The organism is Streptomyces olindensis, from assembly GCF_040645895.1.
Classification (GTDB): Bacteria; Actinomycetota; Actinomycetes; order Streptomycetales; family Streptomycetaceae; genus Streptomyces; species Streptomyces olindensis.
In genome coordinates this window covers 78,630-93,553 of record NZ_JBEYZD010000024.1, presented here as the reverse complement: position 1 = coordinate 93,553, position 14,924 = coordinate 78,630, and the positions used below count along the sequence as shown (strand labels likewise).

Genomic DNA, 14,924 nt, shown 5'->3' with positions numbered 1-14,924 from the left:
TGTTCAATGAAGCTGAACATGCCGCGCCGCGCGCATGGTGAGAGGAGCCGCCCGTGTCCCCGGCCGTCGTGCCGCCCGTCGGCGCGCGCATCCGGCAGGCCCGCCTGGAGCGCGGCAGGAGTCTGCGCGCTCTCGCCCGGGAGGTCGGCGTGTCGGCGAGCCTCGTGTCGCAGATCGAGACCGGCAAGAGCCAGCCGTCCGTCAGCACCCTGTACGCGATCACCACGGCCCTGGGCATCTCCGTCGAGTCCCTCTTCGACGCCCGCGAGGGTGCCGGGGCGACGGCGCTCCCGGCGGCGCGCGGCACCGTCCCGCACGCTCTCGCCGCCCTCGCCGCCGACCGAGGCCGCCGGATCGGGCCGCTGGCCGCGGCCGGTGAGCGCGAGACGCTGGAGCTGGACTCGGGCGTGGTGTGGGAGCGGCTCGGGCGGGTGCCGGGCGCGGACGTCGACTTCCTGCTGGTGACCTACCGGCCCGGCGGCGCCTCCTCCGGCTCCGGCGCGCTGATGCGGCACGCGGGCACCGAGTACGGCTACCTGACCTCCGGCGAGCTGGTCCTCACGCTCGGTTTCGACGAGTACACGGTCCGCCCGGGCGACTCCGTCTGCTTCGAGTCGACGACCCCCCACCGCTACCGCAACGATGGAGAGGTACCCGCCGTGGGCGTCTGGTTCGTGTCCGGCGATGTTCAGTGACACTTGACACGCGTACCACCCGGGCGTTCACTCCGAAGTGGGGGTGGTCGCCATGGCGATCCGCACATACGGACCCAACGCCGTCGACTGGGAAGAGCGCATCGACCTGGACCGGCTGCGCGGGCAGCGGCTGGCCCGGCTGCACGAGTCGCTGAACCGCTCCGCCCTGGGCGCGGTGCTCGGCTTCGACTTCGCCAACATCCGCTACATGACGGCCACCCACATCGGCACCTGGGCGATGGACAAGCTGATCCGCTTCGCCCTGCTGGTGCAGGGCGGCGAACCGGTCGTCTGGGACTTCGGCTCCGCCGCCCGCCACCACCAGCTGTACAACCCGTGGCTCGACTACAGCGACGGCAAGGGCGGCCCGCCCACCGGCGCCCGCGCCGGCATCTCCACCCTGCGGGGGGCCTTCCACCCGGACGCGGGCATCGCCGAGGACGTCGCCCGCAAGATCGCCACCGAGCTGCGCGACCACGGGCTCGCCGGCGAACCGCTCGGCGTGGACGTCGCCGAGATGCCGGTCCTCGCCGCGCTGCGCGCCGAGGGCATCGACGTCGTCGACGGGCAGCAGGTCTTCCTGGAGGCCCGCCGCATCAAGACCGGCGACGAGATCGGCCTGCTCACCCAGGCCTGCGCGATGGTCGACGCGGCCTACGAGGAGCTGTACGGGTACCTGCGCCCGGGCGTCCGCGAGAACGAGTGCGTCGGCGTCGTCAGCAAGGTGCTGTACGACCTCGGCAGCGAGTACGTGGAGGGCGTCAACGCCATCTCGGGCGAGCGCTGTTCACCGCATCCGCACGTCTACAGCGACCGTCTGGTCCGCCCCGGCGACCCCGCCTTCTTCGACATCCTGCACAGCCACCTCGGCTACCGCACCTGCTACTACCGGACGTTCGCCGTGGGCAGCGCCTCCCGGGCGCAGCGCGACGCCTACGTGCGCTGCCGGGAGTACATGGACGAGGCCATCGCGCTCGTCCGGCCGGGGGCGACCACCGCCGACATCGTCCGGGTGTGGCCGCGCGCCGAGGAGTTCGGCTTCGCCGACGAGACCGCCGCCTTCGCTCTCCAGTACGGCCACGGGGTCGGCCTGTCGATCTGGGAGAAGCCCATCTTCAGCCGCCTGGTCTCCCTCGACCACCCCGAAGTCCTCGAAGAGGGCATGGTGTTCGCCCTGGAGACCTACTGGCCGGCCGCCGACGGCTGGTCCGCCGCCCGCATCGAGGAGGAACTGGTCGTCACCGCCGACGGCTGCGAGGTCATCACCAAGTTCCCGGCCGAGGAACTGCTGGTGGCGGGCCGCAAGTACTGGACGGTGGGCGGCGAGCTGAACACCCGGCGCGAGGCGCAGTCCCACCTCAACACCGCGCGTGGCGACGGAGCGGGCTGATGGAGACGGCCGGACTCCTCGCCGCCTACGAGCGGATGGCTGTCATCCGCCGGACGGAGAAGGCCGCCCACGACCTGTTCCTCCAGGGGCTCGTCAAGGGCACCACCCATCTCGCGGCCGGGCAGGAGGCGGTCGCCGTGGGCGCGAGCGCCGCCCTGCGCCCGGACGACTATGTGTTCGCCACCTACCGGGGCCACCACCATGCCCTCGCCCGGGGAGCCACCCCCGAGGAGTGCCTCGCCGAGCTGATGAGCCGGGCGACCGGGCTGTGCCGGGCCAAGGGCGGCTCCATGCACCTGACCAAGGCGGCCACCGGCATGCTCGGCTCGTACGCCATCGTCGGCTCCCACCTGCCGATGGCGGTCGGCGCCGCGTGGTCCGCCCGGCTGCGCGGCACCGAGCAGCTCGCCGTCGCGTTCTTCGGTGACGGCGCCACCAACATCGGCGCCTTCCACGAGTCGCTCAACCTGGCCGCCGTCTGGCAGCTGCCCGTGCTGTTCGTGTGCGAGAACAACCTGTACATGGAGTACACGCCGATCGTCGACGTCACGTCCGTGCCCCGGCCGGCCGCCGACCGGGCACCGGCCCACGGCATCCCGGGCGAGGTCGTCGACGGCAACGACGTCGAGGCCGTCGAGGAGGCGGTGGGGCGGCTGGCGCGCCGGGCCCGGGCCGGAGACGGGCCCGCCGTGCTGGAGGCCGAGACCTACCGGCACTTCGGGCACAGCCGCGCCGACCCCGCGGCCTACCGCCCGGCCGAGGAGGTCGAACGGTGGCTGAAGCACGACCCGCTGGACCTCGCCCGCGGGCGCCTCGCCGAGCTGGGCGTCGACGAGGAGCGGGTCACCGCGGCGGACGAGCGGGCCCGGGACCTCGTGGAGCGGGCCGTCGAGGCGGCCAGAGCCGCACCGGGCCCCGACCCGGGTGAGGCGCTGACCGACGTGTGGGCGGACGGAGGTGCCGCATGGCGGACCTGATCACCTACCGGGAGGCGGTCGCCGAGGGCATCGCGCGCGAGATGCGCCGGGACGCGTCGGTGGTGTGCCTCGGGGAGGACATCGGCGCGGCCGGCGGGGTGTTCAAGACGACCACGGGGCTGCTGAAGGAGTTCGGGCCCGAGCGGGTGTGGGACACGCCCATATCCGAACAGGCCATCGTGGGTGCGGCGATGGGCGCCGCGATGACCGGGATGCGGCCCGTCGCGGAGATCATGTTCTCCGACTTCCTGGCCTGCTGCTGGGACTACCTCGCCAACGAGATCCCCAAGGTCCGCTACATGACCGGCGGTCAGGTGACCGTGCCCCTCGTCGTGCGCACCGCCAACGGCGGCGGACTCGGCTTCGGCGCCCAGCACTCCCAGGCCACCGAGAACTGGGCTCTGACCGTGCCGGGCCTGAAGATCGCCGCACCGGCGACCCCGGCCGACGTCATCGGCATGATGGCGGCGGCGATCCGCAGCGAGGACCCCGTGGTCTTCTTCGAGCACAAGGCACTCCTCGCCACCAAGGGCGCACCGCCACCGCCCGGGCACGTCGTCGAGCTGGGCCGCGCCGCCGTCGTCCGCGAGGGCGAGGACGTCACGCTCGTCGCCCTGGCCTCGATGGTGCCCCTGGCCCTGAAGGCCGCCGACGCGCTGTCGGGGGAGGGCATCGAGGCGGAGGTGGTCGACCTGCGCTGCCTGGTCCCGCTGGACGCCGCGACCGTTCTCGCGTCCCTGCGCAGGACCTCGCGGCTCGTCACCGTCGAGGAGAACCCGTACCAGGGCGGCTGGGGCGCCACCGTCGTCTCGATCGTCGCCGACGAGGGATTCGGCCTGCTGGACGCACCCGTGCGGCGGGTGGCGGGGGAGTGCGTCCCGCTGCCCTTCGCCGACGCGCTGGAGGAGCAGGTCATCCCCACCGTCGACAAGGTCGTCACGGCGGTCCGGGGACTGGCCGCCTACTGAGCCGCCCACCGCACGCACCGACAACCCCATGGGAGGAAGCGCGATGACCACCAGGACTCTGCTGCGCTCCGGTCACGTGATCTCGATGGACCCCGACATCGGGGACCTGCCCCAGGGGGACGTCCTCGTCGAGGACGGCCGGATCGCCGCCGTCCGGCCCGAGATCAGCGCCGAGGCCGAGGTCCTCGACATGACCGGCCGCATCGTGATCCCCGGTTTCGTCGACACCCACCGCCACACCTGGGAGTCCCCGATCCGGGGTGTCGCCCCCGACGCCACCCTCGACGACTACTTCGTCGACATCCTCGACACCTTCGCGCCCCTGTACACCCCGCAGGACGTCTACGCGGGCAACCTCGCGGGCGCGCTGGAGTGCCTCGACGCCGGCATCACCACCCTCGTCGACTGGTCGCACATCAACAACACCCCCGAACACCCGGACGCCGCGGTCCAGGCCCTGGCGGAGAGCGGCATCCGCGCGCAGTACGCCTACGGAAGCGCCAACACCTCCCTCGCCGACTACTGGTTCGAGAGCCGGATCGCGGTCCCGGCGGACGACGTACGGCGGATCCGGTCGACGCACTTCGCGTCCGACGACGGCCTGCTGACCATGGCCCTCGCCACCCGCGGACCCGGCTTCTGCGTCGACGAGGTCGTCACGCAGGAGTGGGCGCTCGCCCGCGAACTCGGCCTCCCCATCACGGTGCACGTCGCCATGGGACGGCTCGCCGGCCGCTTCGGCATGGTCCGGCGACTGCGCGGTCTGGGCCTCCTCGGCCCGGACACCACCTACGTCCACTGCTGCTACCTCAGCGAGGAGGAGTGGCGGATGGTCGCCGACAGCGGCGGGACCGTGTCGGTCGCGCCGCAGGTGGAGCTCCAGATGGGGCACGGCTGGCCCCCCGTGATGCAGGCGATCGAGCACGGCCTGCGGCCCTCCTTGAGCATCGACGTCGTCACCACCGTGCCCGGCGACATGTTCACCCAGATCCGCGCCGCCTTCGGCGCCGAACGCGCCCGTGTCAACGCCGACTGCTGGCAGGCCAACATGCCGGTGCCCGACACCATGCTGACCGCGCGGCAGATGCTGGAGATCGCCACCCTCAACGGCGCCCACGTCGCCGGGCTGGAGGACCGCACCGGCTCCCTCACCCCCGGCAAGCGCGCCGACATCGTCGCCATCGACGCCACCGCTTCGAACGTCGCCCCCGTGCACGACGCGGCGGCCGCGGTGACCCTGTGCGCCGGCGTGTCCAACGTGGACACCGTGCTCGTCGACGGCGTGATCCACAAGCGGGACGGCCGGCTGCTCGCCGACACCGCACGCGCCCTGCGCCTCGTCGAGGAGTCCCGGGACCGGCTCCTGGCGGCGAAGGAGGAGAAGAGGGCGAAGGCCACGGCATGACGAACCACCTGGTACGCCGCGCCGCGGACCTGCCCGAGGCGCCCTACGACGGCCACGGCCACCGGCGCCGGACGCTGGTCGGCGAGGACGACGGCAGCGTGCACACGGGCTTCGGCCTGTGCGACCTACGGCCCGACGGCCGCGTCCGGGCCCATGTCCACTCGTACGAGGAGACCTTCCACATCCTCGCCGGGGCCGTGATCCTCGACGTGCCCGAGGGCTCGTACCTGCTGGAGGAGGGCGACTACGGCCTGCTGCCGATCGGGGTGCCGCACGCCTGGCGCGGCGCCGGGGACACCGGCGGCCGCTGGGCGGACATGCTGGCCCCCGTCCCGCGGGCCCGCTACGGCCACGACACCCAGGCGGTGCCGGGCCTGCCCGCCCGCGACCCGGTCCGCGTCGACGTCCGCGACCCCCGCACCCGCTCCTTCGGCCACTTCGAGCCCGGCCAGATGGACCCCGGCAAGCAGTCCCAGGACCTGCTGGCCGCCACGGCGAGCATGCGCACCGCGCTGCTGGTCTACAGCGGCATCACCGTGAAGATGATGGTCGACGGCGACCTGGGCGCGGTCGGCTCGACGATGTTCATGGTGCAGTACGCGTCCGACGGGATCATCGGCACCCACGACCACCCCTTCGAGGAGACGTACCTGATCCTCGAGGGCGTCGCGGAGGCCACCCTCGACGGCGAGCGGTACCGGCTGGAGCCCGGGGACCTCGCCTGGGCGGGCGCCGGCTGTGTGCATGGGTTCGTCAACGCCGGGCAGGGGCCCCTGAGGTGGCTGGAGACGCAGGCGCCGCAGCCACCGGCACGGCACTCGTACCGGTTCACGCGGGACTGGGACTACCTGCGTGCGGCACTGGAGGAGGGGTCATGAGCAGGGTGCTCGTCGTGGGCGGCACGTCCGGGATCGGTCTGGAGGTCGCCCGGACGTGCGCCGGGCGCGGCGACGACGTGGTCCTCACCAGCCGCGACGCCCTCCGGGCCGACGCGGTCGCGAAGGAGGTCGGCGCCCGGGGACTCGCCGTGGACCTGGCCCGGCCGCTGGAGATCGCGGCGGCCCTCGCCGACGTGGGACGCGTGGACCACCTGGTCATCGCGGGCGTCTCCCGGGACGACAACAAGGTGACCGAGTACGACATCGACGCCGCCCTGCGCCTGGTCACGCTCAAGCTCGTCGGCTACACCGAGGTCGTGCACGCGCTGCGGACCCGGCTGCACGACGGCAGCGCCATCGTGCTGTTCGGCGGCCAGGCCAAGGAGCGCCCCTATCCGGGCGCGACGACGGTGGCGACGGTCAACGCGGGCGTGCGGGGCCTGATGAACTCCCTCGCCGTCGAACTCGCGCCCGTCCGGGTCAACGTGGTGCACCCCGGCGTCGTCGGCGACAGCCCGTACTGGCAGGCCAAACCGGAGAAGGTGCTCGCCGCGCTGCGCACCGAGACGCCCACGGGACGGCTCGCCACGATGGCGGACGTGGTGGACGCGGTCGACTTCCTGCTGCGCAACCAGTCGGTCAACGCGGTCGAACTGACCGTGGACGGGGGCTGGTTGCTCGGGTGACGGCGCCGGGCCGTCATCGGCGCCATCCGGCGACGCCGGCGTCATTCGGCCGGCGTCATTCGGCCGGTGCGTCCGGCCGGTGTCATCCGGCCGTCATCCAGCCGGTGTCCACCGGCCGGTGTCATAGGGCCGATGTCATCCGGCGCGCCGGAGCGTGTCCTCCACGATGTCCTTGTCCACCGCCGCCCGCACCAGCGCGGCGGCGAGCACGGCCGGGTCGGTCCCCCCGGCCAGCTCGACGAGGCGCTCCGGGTCCTTGGGCAGCTTCAGCCGCTCGGCGCCCTGCAGGGCCTTGGCGTCCAGGTAGGGCGCGGCCTCCGGCCAGACGCTCTGCGCCTCGCGCAGGAAGATGTCGGCACCGGCCGGTCCCATGCCGGGGAACTCCTGGAGGAGGTGGCGCAGTCCGGACACCTTGCCGTCCGCCTCCCGGCGCAGCCGCCGCAGGTCGCCGCCCCACCGCTCGTTCAACAGCTCGGCCGCGTCGCCGAGTTGTGTGGCGGTGCGCTCGTCGTAGCGCCGGTAGCCGCCCCGGCCGAGCGCGTCCACCCGCTCCTGCCAGTCCGCCTCGGCCATCCGGCGCGGATCGCGCAGCCCCGCCTCGTGCAGGGCACGGGCGGTGGCCAGCGCGATCGATCCGCGGATGCGGGCGCTGAGCAGGTGGGACAGCACCAGCAGCCGGTACAGCGGCTGCGGTGTGTCCTTCAGCCGGATGCCCGCCTCGTCGGCGTACGTCCGGCCGTGCGCGTCGACGAGTTCGCGTACGACGCGCTCCCGCCGGCTCACGGCTACGCCTTCAGCGGATCGTGGCCGACGGTCATCAGCCGGTGCCGGCGGCGCGTGTCCTCGGCCGTCACCTCGGGGATCGGCTCGTTCTCCAGATCCACCTGCGAGGTGACCCTGTCCACGACGTTCCGCATCACCCGCAGGTCGTCCTCGGTCAGGTCGGTGCGCCGCTTCTGGAGGATCGCCAGGACGTGCTTCCCGGTCTCGGTCCCCGCCTCCTCGGGCAGCGGCTCCGCCTCCTCGTCGGCGTCACGCGTCCGCAGCCAGGCGGCGAGTTCCTGCGAGGTCATGTTCACCACGCGGTGGAAGTCCTCCCACAGCGCGTCCAGTTCCAGGGCGTCGGTCATGGGGGTGCCCCTTCCGTACGTAGGTGCGCGCCGGTCAGCCTTCGCGGGGGACGTTCTCCGCGTCGAACATCCACCGCTGCTTCTCCAGCTCGGCGGTGATGCCGATCAGCAGGTCCTGGGTGACCAGGTCGGCCTTCTCGGTCGCGTCGATGCGCTCGCGCAGCCGGGCGATCGCGTCCTGCAGCGACTCGACCATCACCTGCACGGCGTCCGAGTCGCGCACCCAGCCCTCCTTCGGGGCGGGCAGCGTGAAGGCCTTCGCGATGGTCTCCGGCCGGCCGTCCGGCGGGACGCCGAGCGCCGCGGACCGCTCCGCCACCGTGTCGGCGAAGTTCCGCGCGGCCGAGACCACCTCGTCGAGCTGGAGGTGGATGGACCGGAACCGCGGTCCGACGATGTTCCAGTGCGCCTGCTTCCCGATCAGCGAGAGTCCGAGCAGATCCACCAGGGTGTCCTGGAGTGCCTCGCAGGAGACCCGGCGGGCCTCGTCGGGCAGTGTGCTCCTGACAGCCGTCATAGGGCGCTTCTCCTTCTCGCGTCGTTCCTCGTGGTCCTGAGCAGTGCGTCGCGCTCCTCCTCGCAGGTGCCGCCCCACACGCCCGAGGCCTGTCCGCTGCTCAGCGCGAAGCTCAGGCAGTCGTCGGTCACCGGACAGCGCGCGCAGATCCGCTTGGCGGCCGTGACGTCCCGCAGGGCGGGGCCCGCGGTGCCCACGGGAAAGAACAGCTCGGGGTCCTCGTCCACGCAGGCGGCGCTCCGCAACCACTCCATGACCGCGCGGGTGCCCAGGGCGCATTGGTGCAAACGCGGCGCGCGAGGCTCAGGGCCCGTGTCCCGGCCTGCGAGAACGCCTCTCCGGGCCGCTCCGGACCCGCACAATCTTCCCAGCGGGCGGCCAGAGGTCTATAGTTCGAAACTAGCAGTGCTAATTAACATGCGGTGTGAGGAGCCCTCTCGTGCGTCCCGTCCACTTCGCGGCCGCCCGCCGCACCCCCATCGGCAAGCTGCGGGGATCCCTCTCCTCGGTCCGGCCCGACGACCTCGCCGCGACCGTCGTCCGCGCCCTGGTCGGCGACGTGCCCGCCCTGGACCCGGCCCGCGTCGACGACGTCTACTGGGGCGCCGCCAACCAGGCCGGCGAGGACAACCGCAACGTCGCCCGCATGGCCGCGCTGCTCGCCGGCCTGCCCGAGTCCGTGCCCGGCGCCACGGTCAACCGCCTCTGCGCCTCCGGCCTGGAGGCCGTGACCACGGCCGCCCGCACCATCGCCGCCGGCGAGGCCGACATCGTGATCGCGGGCGGCTCCGAGTCGATGAGCCGCGCCCCCTTCGTCCTGGCCCGCCCCGACGAGGCCCTGCCGCACCGCGTCGAGACCGTCGACACCCGCCTCGGCTGGCGCCTGGTCAACCCGGCCATGAAGGACCTGCACGGCCTGCTGTCCATGGGGGAGACGGCCGAGGAGGTCGCCGCCCGGTACGGCATCGCGCGCGAACGCCAGGACGAGTTCGCCCTGCGCAGCCACCGGCTGGCGGCCCTGGCCCGCAAGAACGGCCACTTCGACGACGAACTCCTGCCCGTGGAACGCCCCGACGGCGTGGTCGTCGACACCGACGAGTGCGTCCGCGAGGACACCTCGTACGAGAAGCTGTCCCGGCTGAAGCCGGTCTTCCGGCAGGGCGGCACGGTCACCGCGGGCAACGCCTCCCCGATGAACGACGGCGCCGCCGGCCTGCTCCTGGTCAGCGAGGAGGCCCTGAACGACCTGGGCCTCACCTCCCTCGGCCGCTACGTCGCCGGAGCCAGCGCCGGCGTCCACCCCGACGTCATGGGCATCGGCCCGGTCCCCGCCACCCGCAAGGCCCTGAGCCGCGCCGGCTGGAGCGTCGGCGACATCGAGGAGGCCGAGTTCAACGAGGCGTTCGCGGCCCAGGCCCTGGCCTGCGTCGACCAGCTCGGCATCGACCCCGACCTGGTCAACCCGACCGGCGGCGCCATCGCCCTCGGCCACCCCCTGGGCTGCTCGGGTGCCCGCATCCTGACGACGCTGCTGCACCGCATGCGGCGCACCGGGGCGGGACGGGGGCTGGCGACGATGTGCGTCGGAGTGGGGCAGGGGAGCGCGCTGCTGGTCGAGCGGGCCTAGGGTCTGTCGGCCACAGGACAACCACCAGGCGAGACGGCACTGTGCGCCCCGGTTCGTTGCACATAGCATCAGTGTTCGCATGAACACCATGACGCTCTGGCACATCACCGGCTGGGAGTTCGCCGCCCTCGCCTTCGCGGCCCTGCTCGTCGGCTTCTCCAAGACCGCCGTGAGCGGGGCCAACACGGTCAGCCTCGCCATCTTCGCCGCGGTGCTGCCCGCCCGCGCCTCCACCGGCGTGCTGCTGCCGATCCTCATCGCCGGGGACCTGCTCGCCGTCGCCACCTACCGGCGGCACGCCCACTGGCCCACACTGTGGCGGCTGTTCCCGGCGGTCGCCGCCGGCGTCGTCGTCGGCACGGTGTTCCTGATGTGGGCCGACGACGCGATCGTCCGGACCTCGATCGGCGCGATCCTGCTGCTGATGGCCGGCGTCACGGTGTGGCGCAGGCGCACGGCCGACGCGGAGCGGGAGCCCGAGTCGATCACCACCCGGGCCGGCCGCCTCAAGGCCCGCTCGTACGGCGTCCTCGGCGGATTCACGACCATGGTCGCCAACGCCGGCGGCCCGGTGATGTCGATGTACCTGCTCTCGGCGGGCTTCCGCAAGCTCGGCTTCCTCGGCACCTCCGCCTTCTTCTTCCTGATCGTCAACGTCTCCAAGCTGCCCTTCAGCGCCGGCCTCGGCCTGATCGACGGCCGCTCGCTCCTGCTCGACCTCGCGCTGGTGCTGTTCGTCGTGCCCGGCGCGCTGCTCGGCAAGTGGGCCGTGCACAAGATCAACCAGCGCCTGTTCGAACAGCTGGTCATCGCGGCGACGGTCGTCGGCGGGCTGCAACTACTGCTGCGCTGAGCCCCGCAACAGCGCCGGAAGGTCCGCGAAGGAGTCGATCACGTGGTCGGGCGTGCCGTCGGCGGCCCGCAGCGCCTCCGGCTGGAACTTCCCGGTCCGCACGAGGACGCCCCTGACACCGGCCCGCTGCGCCGCCAGCACGTCCGACTCGACGTCGTCCCCGACCATCACGGCCTCGCCGGCACCGGCACCGAGCCGGGCGAGCGCCGCCTCGAAGAACGCCCGGGCCGGCTTGCCGGTGATCTCGGCCTCCACCCGGGCCGCCTTCTCCAGCCCGGCCAGGAACGCGCCGGAGTCCAGCCGCAGCCCCTCGTCCGTACGCCAGTACAGATTGCGGTGCATCGCCACCAGCCGGGCCCCGCGCTGCACGTGCCCGAAGGCCCGGTCGAGCGCCTCGTACCCGAACTCCGGCCCGGCCCCGCCGACCAGCACCACATCCGGCACGGCGCCCGTGTCCGCCGGGTCGACGACCGTCACCCCGTCCAGGTCCTCCGCGATGTCACCGCTGTTCAGCAGCGCGCACCGGGCGCCGGGACAGTGCTCGGCGAGATACGCGGCGGTGGCGGCGGGCGCGGTCAGGATGTCCTCGGCGGACACCGGGAACCCCGCGTCCGCCAGCGTCCCCGCGATCGACGCCCGGGTCCGGGACGTCGTGTTCGTCACCAGCAGCACGGCGAGACCGGCCTCCCGGACCTCCCGCAACGCCTCGACGGCCCCCGGCAACGGCCGCCACGAGACGGTGAGCACCCCGTCGATGTCGACGAGCACGGCACGCACGGACTCCATGCCAGGACGATAGCCACCACCGGCCGTCCCCGCCGGTGGTCCGCACCCGTCCCGGTGTCGGCACCCGCCTCGATACCCCCCGTCCAGGGCCCCGTACGCTCGACGCCGTGTCCTGTCACGTCCTGATCCTCGGCGGCACGACCGAGGCCCGCGCCCTGGCCGCCGCGCTGGCCGACCGCCCCGGTGTGCGCGTCACGACGTCTCTCGCGGGGCGCGTCGCGAAGCCCGGGGCGCTCGACGGGGAAGTGCGCGTCGGGGGCTTCGGCGGAGCCGAGGGGCTGGCCGGGTGGCTGCGCGAGGAGGGCGTGAGCGCGCTCGTGGACGCCACGCATCCCTTCGCCGAGTCGATCACGGCCAACGCGGCCCGGGCCGCGGCCGCGACGGGTGTGCCGGCGGTGGTGCTCCGCCGCCCCGGGTGGCGGCCGGGCCCCGGGGACCTCTGGCACCCGGTCCCCTCACTGGAGGCGGCGGCGGACCTGCTGCCCCGGCTCGGACGCCGGGTCCTCCTCACCACCGGGCGCCTTGGCCTGGCCGCCTTCGCGCACCTGACGGACCTCCACTTCGTGGCACGGTCGGTGGACCCGCCCGAGCCGCCGATGCCGCCGGACACCCAGGTGCTCCTGGCCCGCGGCCCGTTCACCGTCCCCGGCGAAACGGCCCTGCTGCGCGAGCACCGCGTCGACGTCCTGGTGACCAAGGACAGCGGGGGAGAGGCCACGGCGGCCAAACTCACGGCGGCGCGGGACCTCGGCCTGCCCGTCGTGGTCGTCCGGCGGCCGCCGCTGCCGGACGGCGTGACGACCGTGCCCGACGTGGTGGGAGCACTGGAACGGCTGGGGCTGCGGTAGGGGCCGGACGCCCGGCCCTCACACCGAGCTGGTCGCCAGGACCTTCGCCGGCCTGGTCGGCAGCCCGTGGCTCAGGTCCTCCACCAGCAGCCGCTTCGCGATCGCGTCGACCGCGACACGCAGGTCGCTGTCCGAGGGGCGGCCGATGTCCTGCCCGAGCCGGTCCTCCAGCCAGGCGGCCCACGCCCGGCTGATGACGGCCGCCTCGCGGGCACCCGCCTCCGTGTGCGAGAGCAGGGAGCCGGAACGGGTCAGGAACCCCTCGTCGACCATCCGCTCGAAGACGGGCAGCAGCACCTCGGGCGGCATCCGGCGCCGCGCGGCGATCAGCCCCAGGCTGGCGTGGCCGACCAGCCGCGTGAACAGCTCGACCTGCATCACCGCCCACGCCCCGGCCACGTCGAGCCGCGTGTCGGACTCCAGGACGATCCGGCGGGTGGTGTCCAGGTCCGTACTGCCGATGATCTTCCCGACGGCGGCCTCCAGCACCCGCTGGGAGTCCGGGCCGTGCGGCGAGGCGAACCCCTCACCCATGTCGGTCGACCCGGTCCGGGCGGTGTCGCGCAGCCGGACCTGCTTGAGGAACAGGGCGACGAGGAAGCCCAGCGCGGCGACCGGCACCGTCCACAGGAAGACGGTCTGGAGCGTGTCGGCGTAGGCACCGACGATCGGGGCGGCCACCGCCGGCGGCAGTTCGTGCACACCGTCCGGGCTGGTCGCCGCCCTCGCGACGGTGCCCGGGTCCGGCCCACCGGACTCCGCCGCCCGGCCCACCCCCTCCCGCAGGTTGGGCGTCAGCGCGTTGGTGTAGATCGTGCCGAACACGGCCGTGCCGAACGAACTGCCCAGCGTGCGGAAGAAGGTGACCCCGGACGTCGCCGTGCCCAGGTCGGCGTAGTCGACGGTGTTCTGCACCGCGATCGTCAGCACCTGCATGCACAGGCCGATGCCGGTGCCCAGCACGACCATGTACAGGGACTCCAGCCCCGCGCCGGTGTCCGGCCCCATGAGGGACATCAGGAACAGGCCGACGCCCATCACCACCGCGCCGACGATCGGGAAGATCCGGTACCGCCCCGTCCGGCTGACCACGCTGCCGCTGAACACCGACGCGACCAGCAGCCCGGCCACCATCGGCAGCGTCCGCACCCCGGACACCGTCGCCGAGTCGCCGTCGACGTACTGCAGGTACGTCGGCAGGTACGTCAGCGCGCCGAGCATCGCGAAGCCGACGATGAAGCTCAGCACCGAACAGACCGTGAACACCGGGTTGGCGAACAGCCGCATGGGCAGCATCGGTTCACGTGCCCGGGTCTCCACCCAGCAGAACAGTCCGAGCGCGACCACACCGCCCGCGAACAGCGCGATGATCACCCCCGAGCCCCACGCGTACTCGTTGCCGCCCCAGCTCGTCGCCAGGATCAGCGCACTGGCCCCGGCCGCGACGAGCGCGATGCCCAGGTAGTCGATGACGGGCCGGGACGCCGACTTCACCACCGGAATGGTCCGGGCCGCCGCCAGCACCACGACGATCGCGATGGGGACGTTGACGTAGAACGCCCACCGCCAGGTCAGGTGGTCGGTGAACAGCCCGCCCAGCAGCGGCCCGATGACGGTGGAGACGCCGAACACCGCGCCGATCGCGCCCTGGTACTTCCCGCGCTCGCGCAGCGGGATCACGTCCGCGATCAGCGCCATCGACGTGACCATCAGCCCGCCCGCGCCGATGCCCTGCATCGCCCGCCAGGCGATCAGCAGCGACATGTTCGTGGCCAGACCGCACAGGAACGAGCCCGTGATGAACACGACCGCCGAGACCTGGAAGACCACCTTGCGGCCGAACAGGTCGCCGAACTTGCCGACCAGCACGGTCGACACGGTCTCCGCGAGGAGGTACGAGGTGACCACCCAGGACATGTGATCCGCCCCGCCCAGGTCCGAGACGATGGTCGGCAGCGCGGTGCCGACGATGGTCTGGTCGAGGGCCGCGAGCAGCATCCCCAGCATGATCGTCACGAAGACGACGTTGCGGCGACGGGTGTCCAGCACCGGCGGCTGGGAGGCGGGCAGAGCGGTTTCCTCCACGACGGTCACGTCGTCACCTTCACACCTGTGGGCTACGTGCGCATGCCAGAACGTCCGCACGGGTGCCCGGTCACGCCTG

16 protein-coding genes are annotated in these 14,924 nt (G+C 72.9%); 10 read left to right on the top strand and 6 right to left on the bottom strand.

Annotated features, from left to right (window positions below; translation table 11 throughout):
• Nucleotides 1–53: 53 nt before the first annotated feature.
• The 7 genes from ABZ948_RS17960 to ABZ948_RS17930 are packed head-to-tail and all read left to right on the top strand — an operon-like array spanning nucleotide 54 to nucleotide 6,999.
• A complete protein-coding gene (locus tag ABZ948_RS17960) occupies nucleotides 54–695 on the top strand; it encodes a helix-turn-helix domain-containing protein (RefSeq protein ID WP_359760592.1) in 642 nt (213 codons plus the stop codon).
• A 52-nt stretch (nucleotides 696–747) separates the two neighbouring features.
• Nucleotides 748–2,085 carry a M24 family metallopeptidase gene (locus ABZ948_RS17955; RefSeq protein ID WP_359760590.1) on the top strand — a complete coding sequence of 446 codons (1,338 nt, stop codon included), beginning with the start codon at nucleotides 748–750 and terminating at the stop codon, nucleotides 2,083–2,085.
• A complete protein-coding gene (locus ABZ948_RS17950; RefSeq protein ID WP_359760588.1) occupies nucleotides 2,085–3,062 on the top strand; it encodes a thiamine pyrophosphate-dependent dehydrogenase E1 component subunit alpha in 978 nt (325 codons plus the stop codon). Before ABZ948_RS17955 ends, ABZ948_RS17950 begins: the two co-directional genes overlap by 1 nt.
• On the top strand, nucleotides 3,050–4,030 hold the full coding sequence (locus tag ABZ948_RS17945) for an alpha-ketoacid dehydrogenase subunit beta (protein WP_359760587.1): 981 nt from the start codon (nucleotides 3,050–3,052) through the stop codon (nucleotides 4,028–4,030). The genes ABZ948_RS17950 and ABZ948_RS17945 overlap by 13 nt, the downstream gene beginning before the upstream one ends.
• Before the next feature lie 43 nt (nucleotides 4,031–4,073).
• A complete protein-coding gene (locus ABZ948_RS17940; protein WP_359760585.1) occupies nucleotides 4,074–5,435 on the top strand; it encodes an amidohydrolase family protein in 1,362 nt (453 codons plus the stop codon).
• Nucleotides 5,432–6,313: a cupin domain-containing protein gene (locus ABZ948_RS17935; RefSeq protein WP_359760583.1), complete on the top strand. Its 882-nt coding sequence runs from the start codon at nucleotides 5,432–5,434 to the stop codon at nucleotides 6,311–6,313. The genes ABZ948_RS17940 and ABZ948_RS17935 overlap by 4 nt, the downstream gene beginning before the upstream one ends.
• The gene (locus ABZ948_RS17930) at nucleotides 6,310–6,999 is read left to right on the top strand and encodes an SDR family oxidoreductase (RefSeq protein ID WP_359760582.1); all 690 of its coding nucleotides are present in this window, start codon (nucleotides 6,310–6,312) and stop codon (nucleotides 6,997–6,999) included. Before ABZ948_RS17935 ends, ABZ948_RS17930 begins: the two co-directional genes overlap by 4 nt.
• Nucleotides 7,000–7,134: 135 nt before the next feature.
• Here ABZ948_RS17930 and ABZ948_RS17925 read toward each other — a convergent pair whose 3' ends face one another.
• Genes ABZ948_RS17925 through ABZ948_RS17910 form a run of 4 tightly spaced genes read right to left on the bottom strand, consistent with a single transcriptional unit; the run spans nucleotide 7,135 to nucleotide 8,900 of the window.
• Complete coding sequence (locus tag ABZ948_RS17925) at nucleotides 7,135–7,782, bottom strand: HhH-GDP family DNA glycosylase (protein ID WP_359760581.1); 648 nt, start codon at nucleotides 7,780–7,782, stop codon at nucleotides 7,135–7,137.
• Between the two features lie 2 nt (nucleotides 7,783–7,784).
• Nucleotides 7,785–8,129, bottom strand: coding sequence for a DUF3140 domain-containing protein (locus tag ABZ948_RS17920; RefSeq protein ID WP_031112803.1), 345 nt, complete (start codon nucleotides 8,127–8,129; stop codon nucleotides 7,785–7,787).
• 34 nt (nucleotides 8,130–8,163) lie between these two features.
• Nucleotides 8,164–8,646, bottom strand: coding sequence for a Dps family protein (locus ABZ948_RS17915; protein ID WP_359760580.1), 483 nt, complete (start codon nucleotides 8,644–8,646; stop codon nucleotides 8,164–8,166).
• On the bottom strand, nucleotides 8,643–8,900 hold the full coding sequence (locus ABZ948_RS17910) for a WhiB family transcriptional regulator (protein ID WP_114257742.1): 258 nt from the start codon (nucleotides 8,898–8,900) through the stop codon (nucleotides 8,643–8,645). Before ABZ948_RS17910 ends, ABZ948_RS17915 begins: the two co-directional genes overlap by 4 nt.
• A 185-nt stretch (nucleotides 8,901–9,085) precedes the next feature.
• Here ABZ948_RS17910 and ABZ948_RS17905 point away from each other — a divergent pair, with 185 nt between their 5' ends.
• Complete coding sequence (locus tag ABZ948_RS17905) at nucleotides 9,086–10,273, top strand: thiolase family protein (protein WP_359760579.1); 1,188 nt, start codon at nucleotides 9,086–9,088, stop codon at nucleotides 10,271–10,273.
• Between the two features lie 79 nt (nucleotides 10,274–10,352).
• Nucleotides 10,353–11,126, top strand: coding sequence for a sulfite exporter TauE/SafE family protein (locus tag ABZ948_RS17900; protein WP_359760578.1), 774 nt, complete (start codon nucleotides 10,353–10,355; stop codon nucleotides 11,124–11,126).
• On the opposite strand, the gene ABZ948_RS17895 is transcribed toward ABZ948_RS17900, so the two are convergent.
• Complete coding sequence (locus ABZ948_RS17895; RefSeq protein WP_359760577.1) at nucleotides 11,112–11,912, bottom strand: HAD-IIA family hydrolase; 801 nt, start codon at nucleotides 11,910–11,912, stop codon at nucleotides 11,112–11,114. The two genes, ABZ948_RS17900 and ABZ948_RS17895, sit on opposite strands and share 15 nt — an antisense overlap.
• Before the next feature lie 107 nt (nucleotides 11,913–12,019).
• On the opposite strand from ABZ948_RS17895, the gene ABZ948_RS17890 reads away from it, so the two are divergent.
• Complete coding sequence (locus ABZ948_RS17890) at nucleotides 12,020–12,760, top strand: cobalt-precorrin-6A reductase (protein ID WP_359760575.1); 741 nt, start codon at nucleotides 12,020–12,022, stop codon at nucleotides 12,758–12,760.
• 18 nt (nucleotides 12,761–12,778) lie between these two features.
• Here ABZ948_RS17890 and ABZ948_RS17885 read toward each other — a convergent pair whose 3' ends face one another.
• Nucleotides 12,779–14,854, bottom strand: a complete 2,076-nt coding sequence (locus ABZ948_RS17885; protein WP_359760573.1) for an MDR family MFS transporter — start codon at nucleotides 14,852–14,854, stop codon at nucleotides 12,779–12,781.
• Nucleotides 14,855–14,924 lie beyond the last annotated feature (70 nt).

Excerpts from the sequence above, each read along its gene's own strand:
- ABZ948_RS17955 (WP_359760590.1), top strand. The coding sequence starts at position 748 with ATGGCGATCCGCACATACGGACCCAACGCCGTCGACTGGGAAGAGCGC.
- ABZ948_RS17950 (WP_359760588.1), top strand. The coding sequence starts at position 2,085 with ATGGAGACGGCCGGACTCCTCGCCGCCTACGAGCGGATGGCTGTCATC.
- ABZ948_RS17945 (WP_359760587.1), top strand. The coding sequence starts at position 3,050 with ATGGCGGACCTGATCACCTACCGGGAGGCGGTCGCCGAGGGCATCGCG.
- ABZ948_RS17940 (WP_359760585.1), top strand. The coding sequence starts at position 4,074 with ATGACCACCAGGACTCTGCTGCGCTCCGGTCACGTGATCTCGATGGAC.
- ABZ948_RS17935 (WP_359760583.1), top strand. The coding sequence starts at position 5,432 with ATGACGAACCACCTGGTACGCCGCGCCGCGGACCTGCCCGAGGCGCCC.
- ABZ948_RS17930 (WP_359760582.1), top strand. The coding sequence starts at position 6,310 with ATGAGCAGGGTGCTCGTCGTGGGCGGCACGTCCGGGATCGGTCTGGAG.
- ABZ948_RS17920 (WP_031112803.1), bottom strand. The coding sequence starts at position 8,129 with ATGACCGACGCCCTGGAACTGGACGCGCTGTGGGAGGACTTCCACCGC.
- ABZ948_RS17915 (WP_359760580.1), bottom strand. The coding sequence starts at position 8,646 with ATGACGGCTGTCAGGAGCACACTGCCCGACGAGGCCCGCCGGGTCTCC.
- ABZ948_RS17910 (WP_114257742.1), bottom strand. The coding sequence starts at position 8,900 with ATGGAGTGGTTGCGGAGCGCCGCCTGCGTGGACGAGGACCCCGAGCTG.
- ABZ948_RS17900 (WP_359760578.1), top strand. The coding sequence starts at position 10,353 with ATGAACACCATGACGCTCTGGCACATCACCGGCTGGGAGTTCGCCGCC.
- ABZ948_RS17895 (WP_359760577.1), bottom strand. The coding sequence starts at position 11,912 with ATGGAGTCCGTGCGTGCCGTGCTCGTCGACATCGACGGGGTGCTCACC.